The following is a 15634-nucleotide window of genomic DNA, read 5'->3' on the forward strand; positions in this document are numbered from 1 at the left end:
AAGGAGCGAGCATGGCGACTGCGACCGATCCGAACCTCCCGGAGAAGCCGGACTTAGGGGCGAGCGGCGCAGACGTGACCGTGGCCGTTCTGCGATCGTTTGTTTCGGTCATCCCCGGCTTTGGTCAAGCTCTTCAAGAGGTCGTTACGGCCATCGTGCCAAACCAGAGGGCCGAACGGGTTGAGAAGTATCTCGTTTTCCTCTCGGGGCAAATTGATCGGCTGCAGATTGCGGCCGACGAAATCAAGCGGCCTGAGAGCGTCGATTTGATCGAGGAGGGCGCCTATCAGGCGGTGCGCGCGCTGACGGATGAGCGGAAACTGCAAATTGCTACAGTCGTCGCAAACGGGCTCGCCAGCGAGGAGCAATCGAAGCTTCGTCAAAAGCGGCTGCTCAAAATACTCGGTGACCTGGACGATCAAGAGCTTCTGATACTGCAGGCCTACGCTGACGATCATGTGCAATCGCGTTTGCAAGATATCCGGCCGCCTCCCGTGGCTATGAGTGCACCTCGTTCGGAGAAGGACAGGTCGGACTTTTACGAATGGTCCAGAGATAACCTGCATCAGCGTGGCTTGATAAAGACCGGGCTTGAGGGGCGCCATAGATCAACCACTTTGACGGTCCTCGGAAGAGCCGTCCTGAGAGCTGCCGATTTGCTGCCGATCGGAGGCCTTCAGGACCGCATCGATAAACAGCGAGGAGAATAAACGATGGCGCCAGAGCAGTCCGCGGCGCTGATCGATTGGGCAAGCAAGCAGGAAGCAATTGCTGCGGTTTGGTTGTTCGGCAGCCGAGCGCGCGGCGATTTTCGGCCTGACAGCGATCACGACATTGCGCTTGAGTTGATGCCGTCCCGCGGGCCGGCGGACGATTGGGCCTTCACGGCGTTCTTCTTCGCTTACGATCGTTGGAAGCAAGACATCCGAGCCATCCTCCAAAATGAGATCAGCTTGGTCTGCTTTCGGGAGGACATGGAGTGTAAGTTTGATCCCAGGGTGTTGAAGATTTGGTCGCGCGCTTGATCTTTCGGCGGCCGTGGCGCGGTAGATTTCCACAACTTCACCGGCTCTCCGTCCCTCATCGTGTCTTGGCGTCCCATTCAGTGCCAATAAGCCGTTGAATTGTCGAATGATTTTCCTTCTTTGGGGATTCATTGGGACGTATATTGTCCGCACCAAATCACGCACCGGTGCGAACCAAGATGCCCGATCAGACGTCCGACCACTTCACCGAGCGAGCCGTTTTCAAGTGCTCACCCGAGCTGCTTGAGGTCATCGACCGCTCGGCGGCAGCCAGCTTCACCACCCGTTCGAACTACCTCCGTGACACGGTCGTGGAGCGACTGCGTAGAGAGGGCGTGATCCACTCCCCGCGTGCGACTGTGGCGGGAGCAGCCTGATGATCATCCATAGCGCCCTTCACGACGAACTCGTCCGAGAGATCGATAGCGGCAGTCCCGAGGAGCGAGTTGCGCTTCTACTGCGGGGGGTTGCGGAGCGCATCCAGGCCGCGAACCTCAACCCTGTGCGGCTTTCGGACCTTACTTCGATCCTTCGCGAGCACCCGGCCAAGCTGACTCGCACAGTCCTCCGGAAAAATCTCACGGTGGCGCTGTGATGATCAGTGGTGCGCATCTATGACCACTCCAATCATCAAAATCAAAGTTCTTCCCAAGCCGGTCATCAAGGGGAAGATGGACGTTCATTTCCCTGCGAACGTGCAGACGAAAAGCTTCCTGACTGTCACCAAGGCAAATGGCACCTATACATTCGGCGTTGACTATTCCGTTCTCACGCCTGGGCCGATTGCTGATCCAACCAGGGCATTCATAGCCATCCAGGACGAGACCAGCGGCGTTTACCGCACGGTGTCGTTGGCGTCGTTTGTGACGAGCGGTCTCGATGCCGATCTGCAGGCTATCGCGGCGCTCACCGGAACGGGGCTTCTTCGGCGCACAGGAACCGCTACTTGGACGCTGGGCACGCCGGTTGCCAATTCCGAGCTTGCCACGATGGCCAACAACACGTTCAAGGGGAACGTGTCTGGCGCTACGGCGGCTCCGTCTGATCTTACGCCTACTCAGGTCACGGCTGCGCTGCCAGTTGCAACGACTTCGGCGAAAGGATTGGCGCCTGTCCTTCCGAATAATGCCACACTGTATCTCGACGGAACGGGAAATTATACTTCGCCCGGAAGCGGCGGAGGCCTATCTCCTGAAGAGCGGGCGTACTGGAACGACCGAGCGGCGCTACTTGACCCGGCCGCTTACGTCTTTTGGAAGGGCCTAAATTTCTCCGTCACAGTGCCAGCCGGCGAGATGTTCTATGTCGTCAACGCCTGGGCGACGAAAATCCAAGGTTCTAATCAATGGTATCATCGCGATATCGGCACCGACGAATGCTTTCCGGTGCCGCCCGGCACCACGATTTCGTCAAACGGGCTGGCGGACAGCTTTCTTTATGTATGCCGCCCGGCGCTTGTCACGGGCGATCCAGCGTATGCGGACCCGAAGGGTCTCTATTACACTCGGCTTAATGCGCTCCGGAGCATTGCGCTTTCGCAGGTTTCTGCGAGCCAAGCAGCTGGCGCCGCGGCCGGAACCAGCGCAACGACGTTTTTCCCGCCTGACTTCAATGACGGGATGCTGGCGCAAGTTTCCGTGATGGATAGCGCTTGGTGCATCCTGCTCGACGCGCTGGGCCGCGGTGCGCTGAATACGTGCATCGAAATTTCCGATCTACATCAATTCAGGCCCACCAAGACGTTGTTGACGCCGTTCCGGCGCGCGGCGTTTCCAAGCATTCAGTGTGTGGGAGGTTCTGTAAGCGGAAACGCTACGGACACCATCGTCGGGGGCTCCGGGGTTGTGAGCTATTACAAGCTCCCCGACACTTTCCGGACGCAAAGCCCACTGAACGCATATCGTGCTGCCGTTCTGGCTGACAATCCGAAGATTTATTACACGTTCGACGAAGTGAGCGGAACAACGGTCACTGACGCTGGTTCGGCCGGGCTGAATGGGACCTATCTCGGAACGCCTGTGTTGGGCCTCCCTGGGGCGACCGCAGACGGCCGCTATGGGGTTTGCTTCAACAACTCTGCTGATGCGGTCTCCATCCCGGCGAGCACGAACTTCGATTTCGCTGGCGGCGACTTCACCTATGAGGCCTGGGTCAAATTCGATGCGCTGCCGACCCCTTCTGCGGGATATGATCCGTGGATCGTAAACGCTTTCCGGATCTCGGGGGGCGACGGCGCATTTCAATCGACGCTGCTCGGCGTGTCCAACAACAAATTCAATCTCCTGGTGACCATTACCGGCGGGACCACGCTTTCGGTTAGCAGCTCGATCAGCCTCGGGCTCGCGCAATATTATCATGTCATCGCCGGTCGGAGCGGGGGAAACTTGTTCATTCGGGTGGTCGGCAAGGAGACGCGGCAGACGATCGCGATTTCCAGCAACATCATCCCGCGCGGTTCAAATGCGGTGTGGCTTGGTGTCGGCAACACAGGCGGGAGCAATGTGACGCCATTAACGGGGCGTATCGATGAATTCGCCCTCTACAATTCCGCGCTGTCAGATGCGCGCGCGGATGCTCATCACGCGGCAACGTTGGGGTGGGGGTAACGATGTCTTTCAATCGGGAACAGAACCCGGCGCGGCTGGTGTTTCTGGCAACGGGCTCAGATACCTCGCTAGCTGGAGCGGGAACGGTTCTCTATCAGCCGTTGCCGGCGGGGCAGTAAATCACATGTATACCGAAACTCTAAAGAGGTTCTCCATGTCGTCGACCACCTACCGAGATAATCTCAGGCAGTACGCGTTCGATAAGCGTCACCCCGAATGGGCTGACAAGCTTCGCGATGCTAACCTTGCGATCGGGTACGCAAAGAGGATGGCTTCCGCGGGCAAGCTGACGCAAAAGGAATTAAAGGATTATGAGGCTCATCTCTGGCACGAGATGCTCGACAATATGCCGATGGAGATCTTTTCGGATATGCAAGCCGATGGCTCGCTGAGCGATCTTGAGGCTCTGGCGCGCGGGTATGATGACGACCGCGATTCTAACGATGTCGTCGAGGGACGGAAGGCCACCGAGCGAAAGGTCAAAGCGGCAGCGCTCGAGGAAAAATGGCTGGACGGTACGATCGACGACAAGATGTATGCGCAGCTTTCCCGCGATCACGTGGGTCAGAGCGAGCGTCTGGACGAGATGATCGCAGACGGCAAACACGACAACGCGGCTTTCGAGGCGTTTGGACGGACGTATGACAAGGAGCCCGATCACGACAACGCGCTCGCACGCTTTCTGAATGAAAAATACGGGCAGGGAAAGAAGGCCGATGGCACTGACGTTGAGCCATTGTCGTTGAAGCGCGACGATCGTTCCAATTGGGAAAAAGCGACCGATGAGGACGGCATGACGGATCTCGATAAGGTAGCTGATCTCGAACTCGCCGACCGCGGTTCTGGGACGCATCATCCTGGTGGACATGTCGAGCATGATACCGTGCTCGATATCGGATCATCCTTCACCAACAATCCAAATCGAGATTAACGATGGTACGCGTCACAACCCGCAATCGCACGTTCGGCACCCCCGAGGCCGCGCTCGCTTATGCTGAGCAGTTGTACAGGGGCGGCCAGATTGGTGAGGCCGAATTGAACGAGGTTTTCCGCGCGGTGCAGACGGCAGAGCGCGAGAATGACGACCTGGATCGAAAGCCCGCGGCAGACGATCCCCGATCGGATTTCGGTGCCACGTTGGGCGGCAGGCGGGGGCGCTGATGGCGGATGATAGCAAGCCTCTCCAGGATCCGAAGACAGGCCTGTTTGTCGTCGGCAACCGCGGCAACAACGGACGCCGGAAGGGCGCGCGCAATCGTCTGCACGCCGATTTCATTGTCGGGTTGCAGGAACATTTCGCTGAGGTCGGAAAGACCGCTATTGAAATCGTCTTCAAGGAAAGCCCGAAGGAGTATTTGAAGATCATCGCCAGTGTTCTGCCGAAGGAATTCATCCTGGAGGACGGCCGCTTGGAGAGCATGGGGGACGAAGAGCTTGAGCAGTACCTTGACGAAATTCGACGCCTCAAATCTGCAGGAGCTGGACAAGGTCGAAGCGATCTTATCGAAGGAAAAAAGTCGTCGCTCAACTGAAAACCGGCTGAAGTATTACAAGCCCTATCCAAAACAGAGCGTTTTTCACGTAGCCGGCGCGACGCATCGCGAACGGCTGTTTCGCGCTGCCAACCAGGTCGGCAAGACGTGGGCTGGCGGATTTGAGGCCGCGATGCATGCGACTGGACGTTACCCCGACCGGTGGCAAGGGCGGACCTTTGACGAACCTATCGCGGCATGGGTCGGCAGTCCGACCGGCGAGACGCTGAGGGATGGTCCGCAGCGGATCCTGCTCGGCCGAGTGGGACAGCACGGCACAGGCACCATTCCGAAGGATGCAATCCGAGAGAAGATACCGGGCAGGGGCGTTTCCGATCTGATCGACACGCTTGTCGTCAAATGGGGCGGCGGCGGAGATGTGCAGGCGCCGGACAGCATCATCGGCCTCAAATCATATGTGCAGGGCCGCGAGAAGTGGCAGGGCGAGACGCTGCATTGGGTTTGGTTTGATGAGGAGCCGCCGGAGGACATCTACACGGAAGGTTTGACACGAACAAACGTCAAGCAGGGCTCGGTTTGGCTGACGTTCACGCCGCTGCTCGGGATGTCGGAGGTAGTGCGACGTTTCCTGCTCGAGCCTTCGCCCGATCGTCACGACACAAACATGACGATCGAGGAGGCGGAGCACTTCAGCGAAGAGCAGCGCCGGCAAATCATCGCCAGTTATCCCGCCCATGAGCGGGAGGCGCGGACCAAGGGCGTGCCGATCCTGGGGTCCGGCCGTATCTTCCCGGTGTCTGAGGAATCGATCACCTGCGAGCCGTTCGCGATCCCGAACCATTTCCACCGGTTGGGCGCGATGGACTTCGGCTGGGACCATCCATTCGCCGCGGTCGAGCTTGCCTGGGATGCTGACCAGGACATCGTTTACGTCGTGAAGGCTCACCGGCTGCGCGAGGCCACGCCTGTGACGCACGCCGCGTCTATCAGGTCGTGGGGGAAACTGCCCTGGGCGTGGCCGCGGGACGGCCGCCGGGAAACGCTGGAGGGCGCCGGTATTGCGCTTGCGCAACAGTACACCGCCCAGGATCTGAACATGCTGCCCGTCCATGCTCAGTTTGAGGATGGATCTGTCAGCGTGGAAGCCGGCCTGATGGATATGCTGAACCGGATGGAGACCGGCAAGTTCAAGGTCTTCAGCACGCTGCTCGACTGGTTCGAGGAATTCCGGCTTTTTCACCGCAAAGACGGCAAGGTGGTGAAGCTCGGCGACGACCTGCTATCGGCGACGCGGTACGGGGTGATGATGCTTCGCTTCGCCGAGCAGATTTACCGCAGGCAGGAGCCGCGCAGGCGTCGAACCTTCTGGGGCATGCAGGGCCCGAGTTGGATGAGCGGCTAGGGTGCTAACGCGATTGCTAACCCACAGCTTGGTACGGGATTACTTTGCGTGTGATAAGCAAAGCAGGGCCGCTCCATTTTCTCTCTATTTTATAGACAGTTCGGGAGATGTTGGGATTGGCCGGTACGGCCAATCTTGGTTTTCAAGACCGGTGCCTTAAACCACTCGGCCACCCTTCCGGATCAAGGATCAGGCCCTTAGCGTAGGGCGGCGCCGAACGCAACGCGAACTTGGCAGCGAAACCCGGGCCGACCCGTCATTCGCCGGTCCGTGGGCCTGGGGCTCATGTTCGCAACGCCGTTGACCGCGAGGGCCCACGTTGGCCATGATGAGGCCCATGAAGCGTGTCCTCTTTCTCTGCACCGGCAACTACTATCGCAGTCGATACGCCGAGGAACTGTTCAATCATCTTGCAAGAGCCGAACAACTGGCGTGGCGCGCATCCTCCAGAGGCGCGGCCGAGCGGGGATCGCCCGACAATGTCGGGCCCATGTCGGTCTTCACCGACGATCGTCTCCGCGCGAGCGGCATCGTGCCGGAGGGCGCAGCGCGCTTTCCGCAGCCCTGTTCATTGGCCGACTTCGACGACGCCGACCTCGTGATCGCGCTCAAGGAGACCGAGCACCGTCCACTGATCGAGCGCCGGTTCCCCGAGGTCGCCGACAGGGTGACTTACTGGCACGTGGACGATATCGACTTTGCTCATCCGTCAGTCGCGTTGGCCATGATCGACGATCACATCCGCACGCTGGTTTCGGCGCTCAGGTCATCGGTTCGCGCTTCAGGAAGATCTCCAGCGCAAACGTAGCCGGGCGCGCGAGCATGTCGCTGATGCGTTCGAGGTCGTCGATGGCGACGATCTCGAGGCGGCCTTCGGTCACCGTCAATTGGTCGATGGGCACGTCGCGCGCGAGGAACACCTCGCCGTGAAGCGTGCCGTTTGGCGTTGCATGATCGGGCCCGGAATAGCGGCCGATCGACTCAAAGCGCTCGGGCGGCAAGTAGTAGCCGATCTCCTCGTGGATCTCGCGCATCACGCATTCGAGGAAGGTCTCGGCGCCTTCCCGCCGTCCGCCAAACAGGCTGATCTTTCCGCGATCGGTAACATGCGGGAGGTCGTCGCGCCGTTGCATCAGCAGCCGGCCATCTGTGCTGACGAGAAGGGCGGACGTACCCTCCCTGACACTGCCGGTCATCCGTACATCCCCTTCGGGAAACGGCGAGGATGCGTCACGAGTGGGGCGGGGAGAAGACAGCGCGTCTGCCGCAACCCGATTGGCGGGGAATGAGTAGGGGTAACCGATGCCCGTCGCACGGGCGCCGGTAGAATCTCAAAAACGTTCAGCCGAAAGCGAACGCCAGCAGGCTCGAGCACAGCAGCACGAGGCTTGCTGCGGTCAGGGTCAGAAACCCGTCGGAGACCAAATCGTGATTACGCATGATACACCTGCCTTCAATCGATGCTCATCCGAATTGATTAAAGCTTTCCGAACACTCACTCCTGGAAAGAGATGACGCGTCTTTCCGCCTTCAACGGACTGTCAGGCCCGGTACCGATAGCCTTCCACGGCGTGCGCCAAGAAGATCGCCGCACTCACCAGGCCCATCACCGCTGTAACCGTCTCGATCATCGCAAACTTCCTTTGCGCCCCACGCGGAGGAGAGAACGATTGCAGCCTTGCACAGTCAAAAAGATTCAATTGTTGGAATCCAAGATGCGCCCGGACTGATGATTTGCTGCAACAGTGTGTCTGATCGCGGGACAGGCGAGGGCGTTTGGCAGGGGCGAAGGTCAGTAGAACGACGGAGGAGGCGCAACAGACCATTCACCAAGACGCCACCGCCCGCCGGCTCTCCCCATTTCCGCCGTGTTCCGGTTGCGATATCGTCACGCTCTGGTGCGGAGGTGGGCCGCACAGCGACGGCAAGGGACTTCGACGCCTCGGAGTAGGCGCAGGTCCGGCAGAATGGTACTTGGGGCAGATGGGGATTAGACGGCCAGATTCGATGATCCGGACGGCGCGCGGCGCCGTTGCGGTGGCGACGTGCCTCGTCCTCGCCAATTGTGCCTCCTCGAACAAGTTCGCCAGCCGGGTCGACCCCAAATACGGGGTGTCGTCGAGCCCGCGCGTGGTGGCGCTGGGTGATCCCGTGCCGAAAGGCGGCGGCACCTATCGCATCGGCAAGCCTTATGTCGTCGCCGGCCGCACCTATGTGCCGGAGGAGAACGAGAACTACCGCGCCGAGGGCATGGCGTCCTGGTACGGCGACGATTTCCATGGCCGCCTGACCGCCAATGGCGAGGTGTTCGACATGGGCTCGCTCACCGCCGCGCATCCGACATTGCCGATGCCGAGCTACGCCCGCGTCACCAATCTGAGCAATGGCAGGTCGCTCGTCGTTCGGGTCAATGACCGCGGCCCGTACCACGGCAATCGCCTCATAGACGTCTCGAACAAAGCCGCAGAACTGCTTGAATTCAAAGGCAATGGCGTAGCCCGCGTCCGCGTCGAATATGTCGGGCGGGCGCCGCTCGAAGGGTCCGACGACCGCCAGCTGATGGCGACCCTGCGCACCGGTACTCCAGCGCCGTCCCCGTCGATGGTCCGCGTCGCCTCCGCACGGCCGTTCCTGCCGGAGATGTCGTCCTCCTCGGCCCGGGTCCGTGGCGACGTTCCGTTGCCGGAGGGGCGGCCCTACAGCCTCGGCAACACCCAGGCCGACTACGCCTCGGTGAGCGCCACCTCGGAAATGTCGGCATCGAGCCGGTCGCACCGCCGCGCCCTGAACAATCCGCGCGAAGTCTCCTACGAGGGTGACGCGCGCTACGCCGCAAGCCCGAGCCCGGCAGCCGCCTATGTCCCGATCGACGCGCGCGGACCGGCCGAAGTCCTGAGCGGGCGCGGCCTCTACTGAGCCGTGCGCCTACAGATCAGGCTGTTGGCCTGATCATTTCAGAAACGCGATCAGCGCCTTGTTGACCTCGTCCGGGCGTTCCTGCTGGATCCAGTGGCCGGCCCCCTCGATGATCAGCTTCTGCTTGAGATTCGGCAGCACGCGCTCCATGTCCGCGACCCGCTTGGCGCCGATCAGCCCGGTGATCACCGAATCATCCGAGCCGGCGATGAACAGCGACGGCTGATGGATCTGCGCGTCCTGCCAGGGCGCGGTCAGCTCCCAGTTGCGGTCGAGATTGCGGTACCAGTTCAGGCCGCCGCGGAAGCCGGAGTGCCGATAGCCTTCGGCGAATTCGGCAATGTCGGCCTCGGTCAGCCAGGCCGGCAATGGCATTCCGGCCGGCAGCTTGCCGAGGAAGCCCTTGGCCTCGTCGACGAACATCGAGCTTGGATCGGAAACGCCACGCCCGAGCACTAGGCGCATGGTGTGGGCGATGTCGCGCTCGAACTCGGCCTCGGCCACGCCGGGCGGCTGGAAGTACTGCCAATAGAAATTGGTGATGCCGCTGTCGCGCAGGGTCTCGAGCGGGCGACCACGGCCGCGGAACGGCGGCGGCACGCTGAGGCCGGCGACTTTCGTGAAGATGTCGGGACGGAACAGGGCTGCGTGCCAGGCCACCGGCGCGCCCCAGTCATGGCCGACGATCATCGCGCGGGTCTCGCCGAGCGCGGCAACCAGCGCCACCATGTCTCCGACCGTATCGAAGATCGTGTAGGCGCCGACCTCGGCCGGCGCGCCGGTGCGGCCGAAGCCGCGCATGTCAGGCGCGACGACCCGAAAGCCTGCCGCGGCCAGCGCTGTGATCTGGTGCCGCCATGAATAGGACAGTTCCGGCCAGCCGTGACAGAGCACGACCAGCGGGCCTTGGCCGGCCTCGCGCACGAACATGTCAATGCCGTTGGCGGAGATGGTGCGGGAGGATGACATTCGCGTTTCCGCCTTGTTTGCCGGTTCTGCTGACGTTAGCTGGTTCCAAGGATAGGGACGTTCAACGCAACCGGCAATCCGGCCGGCGGTGCACAAGCGCAGAAACCTCAGTTGTTTGCGATACTTCCAGCTGTTAGAACGCAGTGTTTCAGGACATCGCCGATGGCAGCCCAGACCGCAGTTCCCCGCACGTTGTCAGCTCGCGCCGGGCGTTGCTGGCGCGGCCTGGTCGCGGCCGCGGTCGCGCTGGCGATCGGTTGCGGCGGAATGGTCTATGCCGCCAACAACAGCGTCCAAGGCGCCAAGAAGGAAGAGGGCGGGTTCGACGGCGATGCGCCGACCGCGATCCTGGTCGAGGCGTCCAGCGGCAGCGTGCTGTTCGAGAAGAACGCCGACGAATTGCGCGCGCCATCCAGCATGATGAAGCTGATGACGGCCGAGGTGGTGTTCGACGCCATCAAGAAGGGCGACATCAAGCTCACGGACGAGTACCGGATCAGCGAGAACGCCTGGCGGCGGGGCGGGGCGCCGTCCGGCACCTCGACGATGTTCGCGGCGATCAACAGTAAGGTCTCGGTCGACGATCTCCTGCATGGCGCGATCATCCCGAGCGGCAACGACGCCTGCATCGCGCTCGCCGAAGGCATTGCCGGCAACGAGCATACTTTTGCAACCGACGTCATGACCAAGCGCGCCCGCGAGCTCGGCATGACCAAGTCGACCTTCGGCAATTCCAACGGGCTGCCCGACCCGGCCAACAAGATGACGGTCCGCGAGCTCGCAACGCTGGCGCGGCACATCATCCTGACCTACCCGGACAGGTACAAGTTGTTCGGCGAGAAGGAATTCAGCTGGAACAAGATCCGCCAGCAGAACCGTAATCCGCTGCTGAACGCCTTGCCCGGTGCCGACGGCTTGAAGACCGGCTACACCAAGGAAGGCGGCTACGGCATGGTCGGCTCGGCCGTGCAGAACGACACGCGGCTGATCGTCGTGGTCAATGGCCTCGAGGATTCCGAGGACCGCGCGACCGAAGCCAAGAAGATGCTGGAATGGGGGTTCCGCAGCTTCGAGACCCGGATCCTGATCGCAGCCAATCAGCCGGTCGGCTATGCGCGGGTGTTCGGCGGCGAGAGCCGTTCGGTCAAGCTCGTCAGCCCCGATCCGATCAAGGTGATGGTGTCGAAGAACGGCAACGACAAGCTGCTCGCGCGCATCATCTATAGCGGCCCGGTCAAGGCGCCGATCACCGCCGGCCAGAAGATCGGGGTGGTGCGGGTGTGGCGCGGCGCCAATGTCGCGATGGAGGCTCCGGTCTTCGCAGCGGACGCCGTCGGCACCGGATCGACGATGCGTCGCGCGCTCGATGGCGCCCAGGAGCTGGTCATCGGCATGTTCCGCGCAGGGGTCGAGAAGCTCTGACATGTCGGAAGCAGCAGTCCAACGGCCGAGCTTGCGCGGTCGCTTCATCACCTTTGAGGGCGGCGAGGGGTCGGGCAAATCGACCCAGATCCGCAAGCTTGCCGAACGGCTCGATGCCGCCAAGCTGCGCGCGATCGTGACCCGCGAGCCCGGCGGCTCGCCGGGGGCGGAGATCATCCGTCACCTCGTGCTGTCGGGGATGGGCAAGCTGCTCGGGCCGGAGGCCGAGACGCTGCTGTTTGCCGCCGCGCGCGACGACCATGTCCGCACCGTGATCCTGCCGGCGCTCAATCAGGGCATCTGGGTGCTGTGCGATCGCTTCTTCGATTCCACGCGTGCCTATCAGGGCCAGCTCGGGCAGGTGTCGCCCGAACTCGTCAACGCCATGCAGCGCGTGACCATCGGTGATCTCAAGCCCGATCTGACCTTCATCCTCGATGTCCCGGTCGAGGTCGGACTGCAACGCGCCGCTGCGCGACGCGGCGACGCCACCGCCGATCGCTTCGAAGCCGAAGGCATCAAGTTCCATCAGGATTTGCGTGACGCGTACCGCCGGATCGCGGCCGAGGATCCGGAGCGCTGCGTCCTGATCGACGCGACGGCCGATCCGGACACGGTCACGGCCAGGATATGGACCGCGCTGCGCGAACATCTGCGCGCAACGCTTGCGGCGGACAGCATCGCATGAGCGCGCGCAAGGTCGAACAGGAGAGCGCCGCCCGCCATCCGCGCGAAACGCCGGATTTGTTCGGGCATCGCGAGGCGGAGACCGCGCTGCTCGATGCCTATCGCAGCGGGCGAATTCCGCACGCCTGGCTGATCGGCGGCGCGCAGGGCATCGGCAAGGCGACGCTGGCCTACCGCATGGCGCGGTTCGTGCTGGCGTTTCGCAATCCGAAATCGTCCCAGGCGCGGCAGGCGCCGACGCTGCGGGTCGATCCGGCCGACCCCGTGGCGCGGCAGGTCGCGGCAGGCGCCCATGGCGGGCTGCTGGTGCTGGAGCGCGGCCTCAACGATCGCGGCGTGATGCGGACCGTCATCACGGTCGACGAGACACGCGAGACCATCTCGTTCTTCGGCTCGACGGCTGCGGTCGACGGCTGGCGCGTCTGCATCGTCGATACCGTCGACGAGCTCAATCCCAACGCCGCGAACGCGCTGCTGAAAATCCTCGAGGAGCCGCCACAGCAGTCGCTGTTCCTCTTGGTCAGCCACGCACCGTCACGGGTGCTGCCGACCATTCTGTCCCGTTGCCGCAAGTTGCTGCTGCGACCGCTGGAGACGAGCGATGTGGTGCGCGCGGCCGCGGCAGCAACCGATATCGAAGCCGACGATCCGGCGCTGGCGGAAGCCGCCGCAGCATCCGAAGGCAGCGTCGGGCGGGCGCTGTCGCTGCTCGGCGGCGATGCGCTGAAACTGCAGCAACGCACGGCCGCGCTGCTCGCGACGCTCCCGAGCGTCGATCCGCGTGAGCTGCATGCGCTGGGCGAAGCGCTCGGCACCAGCGACCGCGTCGCGCTCGCCGCCTTCATCGACGGCATCGATCGCTGGATGAGCGAGCGCATGCGCACGGGCGACGCCAATGCCAATCTGCCGCGCCTTGCACGGCTGGCGGAGGTATGGGAAAAGATCGTCCGCGCCGCGCGCGATACCGAAGCCTACAATCTGGAGCGCAAGCCGCTGGTTTTCTCGGTGTTTTCGATGCTCGCGGATGCGACCCGATAGACACCGCGTCTGACAACACATCCGTCTGACAACACTCCCGACAATCTCGTTTCGATCTGCAAAGGATTCCGTGGTGGCGACCGCTAAGAAGAAATCGTCGAAAAAAGCCAAGAAGACGAAGAAGGCATCGCCCGCTCGCGCGACCAGCAAAGCCACGGCGAAATCGCGCGCGGCCAAGAAGGCCGGGCGCGTCGCCAGGAAAGCGAAGAAGGCCGCCAAGTCCAAATCCAAGACCGGAGCCAAGGGCGCCAGGAAACCGGCGGCGAAGAAGGTCGTCAAAAAGGCCGTCAAGAAGGCTGTGAAGAAGACGGCCAAGAGCACGGCCAAGAAGGCTGCTGCGAAGGCCGCCAAAACTCCGCCGAAGAAAGCAGCCGCAGCAGCCGTCGCACCGGCGACAAAGAAGCCCGCTCGGCCGGTGGCTCCCGGTACCGAGAAGGCGCCGAGACCAGCAAAGGTTCGCGCGCCGAAGCAGCCCAAACCCGCAGCGGCGGCTCCTGCGGCCGCTTCGGTCCCGGCGCCCGCCGCGGACCGCGGCAACGTCTTCTACATCACGACCGCGATCGCTTATCCGAACGGTCAGCCGCATATCGGCCACGCCTATGAGGCGATCGCGACCGATGCGCTGGCGCGCTTCCAGCGGCTCGACGGCAAGGACGTGTTCTTCCTGACCGGCACCGACGAGCACGGACAGAAGATGATCCAGACTGCGGCCGGCGAGGGCATGACGCCGTTCGATCTCGCGACCCGCAACGCGGCGCGCTTCAAGGAGATGGACGAGCGGCTCAACGTTTCGTTCGACCGCTTCATCCGCACCTCGGAGCCTGCGCATCACGAGTCGGTGCAGGCGATCTGGCGCGGTATGCAGGACAATGGCGACATCTATATCGACACCTATGCCGGCTGGTACTCGGTGCGCGACGAGGCCTATTACGCCGAGGAGGAGACCGTCGTCGGCGAGGACAATGTCCGCCGCGGCCCGCAGGGCACGCCGGTCGAATGGGTCGAGGAAAAGAGCTATTTCTTCAAGCTGTCGGCCTACCAGGACAAGCTGTTGCACCTTTATGAGAGCCAGCCCGATTTCATCGGCCCGGATTCGCGCCGCAACGAGGTGATGAGTTTCGTGCGCGGCGGCCTCAAGGACCTCTCGATCTCGCGCACTACCTTCGACTGGGGCGTCAAGGTCCCGGACGATCCCGAGCACGTGATGTATGTCTGGGTCGACGCGCTGACCAACTATATCACCGGCGTCGGCTATCCCGATGAGAACGACAAGCATTGGCGCTACTGGCCGGCCGACGTGCATATCATCGGCAAGGACATCATCCGCTTCCACGCCGTGTACTGGCCGGCCTTCCTGATGTCGGCAGGCATTCCCGTGCAGAAGCGGGTCTATGCACACGGCTTCCTGTTCAACAGGGGCGAGAAGATGTCGAAGTCGGTCGGCAACGTGGTCGACCCCTTCAATCTCGCCGAGCAGTACGGCGTCGACCAGATGCGCTACTTCTTTCTGCGCGAAGTGCCGTTCGGCCAGGACGGCAACTACAACCACGAGGCCATCGTCGCGCGTATCAACGCCGACCTCGCCAATGATTTCGGCAATCTGGCGCAGCGTTCATTGTCGATGATCGCCAAACAACTCGGCGGCGTGCTGCCGGAGCCCGGCGAATTCAGCGACAACGACAAGGCGATTCTGGCGCAGGCCGACGCCATGCTGGAGACGTCGCGCACCGCGATGGCGACGCAACAGATCCATCAATGGCTCAACACGATCTGGGCTGTGGTCGCCGAGGCCAACCGCTATTTTGCCGGCGAGGCGCCGTGGGCGCTGGCGAAGACTGATCCCGCGCGCCAGAAGACGGTGCTGTATGTCACCGCCGAAGTCGTGCGCCAGATCGCGATCATGGCGCAGGCCGTGATGCCGGAGTCCTGTGGCAAGATGCTCGACAGCCTCGGTATCGCTGCTGACGCCCGCAGCTTCGCGGCGGTCGCCGAACGGATCAAGCCGGGTACGATTTTGCCGGCGCCTGTCGGCGTCTTCCCGCGCTATGTGGAACCGAAGACCGAGTGAGCGGTTCG

Annotated in this window: 16 protein-coding genes; 14 read left to right on the top strand and 2 right to left on the bottom strand. The window is 62.3% G+C overall.

Going from position 1 to position 15634, the window contains the following annotated elements; genetic code table 11:
* The first annotated feature begins 11 nt into the window (after positions 1-11).
* From J6525_RS30970 to J6525_RS31010, 9 genes are all read left to right on the top strand, one after another.
* Positions 12-710, top strand: a complete 699-nt coding sequence (locus J6525_RS30970) for a hypothetical protein (RefSeq protein ID WP_225647557.1) — start codon at positions 12-14, stop codon at positions 708-710.
* A gap of 3 nt (positions 711-713) precedes the next feature.
* Entirely contained in the window at positions 714-1025 is a 312-nt protein-coding gene (locus tag J6525_RS30975; RefSeq protein WP_225647558.1) for a nucleotidyltransferase family protein, read from the top strand.
* A 376-nt stretch (positions 1026-1401) separates the two neighbouring features.
* Positions 1402-1620, top strand: a complete 219-nt coding sequence (locus J6525_RS30980) for a hypothetical protein (RefSeq protein ID WP_225647560.1) — start codon at positions 1402-1404, stop codon at positions 1618-1620.
* A gap of 19 nt (positions 1621-1639) precedes the next feature.
* Entirely contained in the window at positions 1640-3631 is a 1992-nt protein-coding gene (locus J6525_RS30985) for a LamG domain-containing protein (RefSeq protein WP_225647561.1), read from the top strand.
* Between the two features lie 154 nt (positions 3632-3785).
* On the top strand, positions 3786-4562 hold the full coding sequence (locus J6525_RS30990) for a hypothetical protein (RefSeq protein ID WP_225647563.1): 777 nt from the start codon (positions 3786-3788) through the stop codon (positions 4560-4562).
* A gap of 2 nt (positions 4563-4564) precedes the next feature.
* Positions 4565-4792, top strand: a complete 228-nt coding sequence (locus tag J6525_RS30995; RefSeq protein ID WP_225647564.1) for a hypothetical protein — start codon at positions 4565-4567, stop codon at positions 4790-4792.
* Positions 4792-5163 (top strand): hypothetical protein, encoded by a 372-nt coding sequence (locus J6525_RS31000; protein ID WP_225647566.1) that lies wholly within the window; start codon positions 4792-4794, stop codon positions 5161-5163. The genes J6525_RS30995 and J6525_RS31000 overlap by 1 nt, the downstream gene beginning before the upstream one ends.
* On the top strand, positions 5078-6526 hold the full coding sequence (locus J6525_RS31005; protein ID WP_225647567.1) for a terminase large subunit domain-containing protein: 1449 nt from the start codon (positions 5078-5080) through the stop codon (positions 6524-6526). The genes J6525_RS31000 and J6525_RS31005 overlap by 86 nt, the downstream gene beginning before the upstream one ends.
* Positions 6527-6851: 325 nt before the next feature.
* Complete coding sequence (locus tag J6525_RS31010) at positions 6852-7334, top strand: arsenate-mycothiol transferase ArsC (RefSeq protein ID WP_225647619.1); 483 nt, start codon at positions 6852-6854, stop codon at positions 7332-7334.
* On the opposite strand, the gene J6525_RS31015 is transcribed toward J6525_RS31010, so the two are convergent.
* Positions 7288-7722: an NUDIX domain-containing protein gene (locus J6525_RS31015; RefSeq protein WP_092084673.1), complete on the bottom strand. Its 435-nt coding sequence runs from the start codon at positions 7720-7722 to the stop codon at positions 7288-7290. The two genes, J6525_RS31010 and J6525_RS31015, sit on opposite strands and share 47 nt — an antisense overlap.
* Before the next feature lie 787 nt (positions 7723-8509).
* Between J6525_RS31015 and J6525_RS31020 the strand changes: the two genes are divergently transcribed.
* Positions 8510-9442, top strand: coding sequence for a septal ring lytic transglycosylase RlpA family protein (locus J6525_RS31020; RefSeq protein ID WP_092084671.1), 933 nt, complete (start codon positions 8510-8512; stop codon positions 9440-9442).
* 33 nt (positions 9443-9475) lie between these two features.
* On the opposite strand, the gene J6525_RS31025 is transcribed toward J6525_RS31020, so the two are convergent.
* Positions 9476-10411 (bottom strand): alpha/beta fold hydrolase, encoded by a 936-nt coding sequence (locus J6525_RS31025; RefSeq protein WP_225647570.1) that lies wholly within the window; start codon positions 10409-10411, stop codon positions 9476-9478.
* 162 nt (positions 10412-10573) lie between these two features.
* On the opposite strand from J6525_RS31025, the gene J6525_RS31030 reads away from it, so the two are divergent.
* The 4 genes from J6525_RS31030 to metG all read left to right on the top strand — a co-directional run bounded on the left by J6525_RS31030 (position 10574) and on the right by metG (position 15626).
* Positions 10574-11833 (top strand): D-alanyl-D-alanine carboxypeptidase family protein, encoded by a 1260-nt coding sequence (locus tag J6525_RS31030; protein ID WP_225647572.1) that lies wholly within the window; start codon positions 10574-10576, stop codon positions 11831-11833.
* A gap of 1 nt (position 11834) precedes the next feature.
* A complete protein-coding gene (tmk, locus tag J6525_RS31035; RefSeq protein ID WP_225647573.1) occupies positions 11835-12521 on the top strand; it encodes a dTMP kinase in 687 nt (228 codons plus the stop codon).
* Positions 12518-13558 carry a DNA polymerase III subunit delta' gene (locus tag J6525_RS31040; RefSeq protein ID WP_225647575.1) on the top strand — a complete coding sequence of 347 codons (1041 nt, stop codon included), beginning with the start codon at positions 12518-12520 and terminating at the stop codon, positions 13556-13558. The genes tmk and J6525_RS31040 overlap by 4 nt, the downstream gene beginning before the upstream one ends.
* Positions 13559-13631: 73 nt before the next feature.
* Positions 13632-15626, top strand: a complete 1995-nt coding sequence (metG, locus tag J6525_RS31045) for a methionine--tRNA ligase (RefSeq protein WP_225647577.1) — start codon at positions 13632-13634, stop codon at positions 15624-15626.
* The last annotated feature ends 8 nt before the right edge of the window (positions 15627-15634 follow it).

Origin of the sequence: Bradyrhizobium australafricanum (assembly GCF_020329495.1) — a bacterium.
Lineage (GTDB): Bacteria > Pseudomonadota > Alphaproteobacteria > Rhizobiales > Xanthobacteraceae > Bradyrhizobium > Bradyrhizobium australafricanum.

What these genes read in the sequence shown, in the direction of transcription:
- J6525_RS30970 (WP_225647557.1), top strand. Translation starts at nt 12, where the DNA reads ATGGCGACTGCGACCGATCCGAACCTCCCGGAGAAGCCGGACTTAGGG.
- J6525_RS30975 (WP_225647558.1), top strand. Translation starts at nt 714, where the DNA reads ATGGCGCCAGAGCAGTCCGCGGCGCTGATCGATTGGGCAAGCAAGCAG.
- J6525_RS30980 (WP_225647560.1), top strand. Translation starts at nt 1,402, where the DNA reads ATGATCATCCATAGCGCCCTTCACGACGAACTCGTCCGAGAGATCGAT.
- J6525_RS30985 (WP_225647561.1), top strand. Translation starts at nt 1,640, where the DNA reads ATGACCACTCCAATCATCAAAATCAAAGTTCTTCCCAAGCCGGTCATC.
- J6525_RS30990 (WP_225647563.1), top strand. Translation starts at nt 3,786, where the DNA reads ATGTCGTCGACCACCTACCGAGATAATCTCAGGCAGTACGCGTTCGAT.
- J6525_RS30995 (WP_225647564.1), top strand. Translation starts at nt 4,565, where the DNA reads ATGGTACGCGTCACAACCCGCAATCGCACGTTCGGCACCCCCGAGGCC.
- J6525_RS31000 (WP_225647566.1), top strand. Translation starts at nt 4,792, where the DNA reads ATGGCGGATGATAGCAAGCCTCTCCAGGATCCGAAGACAGGCCTGTTT.
- J6525_RS31010 (WP_225647619.1), top strand. Translation starts at nt 6,852, where the DNA reads ATGATGAGGCCCATGAAGCGTGTCCTCTTTCTCTGCACCGGCAACTAC.
- J6525_RS31015 (WP_092084673.1), bottom strand. Translation starts at nt 7,722, where the DNA reads ATGACCGGCAGTGTCAGGGAGGGTACGTCCGCCCTTCTCGTCAGCACA.
- J6525_RS31020 (WP_092084671.1), top strand. Translation starts at nt 8,510, where the DNA reads ATGGGGATTAGACGGCCAGATTCGATGATCCGGACGGCGCGCGGCGCC.
- J6525_RS31025 (WP_225647570.1), bottom strand. Translation starts at nt 10,411, where the DNA reads ATGTCATCCTCCCGCACCATCTCCGCCAACGGCATTGACATGTTCGTG.
- J6525_RS31030 (WP_225647572.1), top strand. Translation starts at nt 10,574, where the DNA reads ATGGCAGCCCAGACCGCAGTTCCCCGCACGTTGTCAGCTCGCGCCGGG.
- tmk (WP_225647573.1), top strand. Translation starts at nt 11,835, where the DNA reads ATGTCGGAAGCAGCAGTCCAACGGCCGAGCTTGCGCGGTCGCTTCATC.
- J6525_RS31040 (WP_225647575.1), top strand. Translation starts at nt 12,518, where the DNA reads ATGAGCGCGCGCAAGGTCGAACAGGAGAGCGCCGCCCGCCATCCGCGC.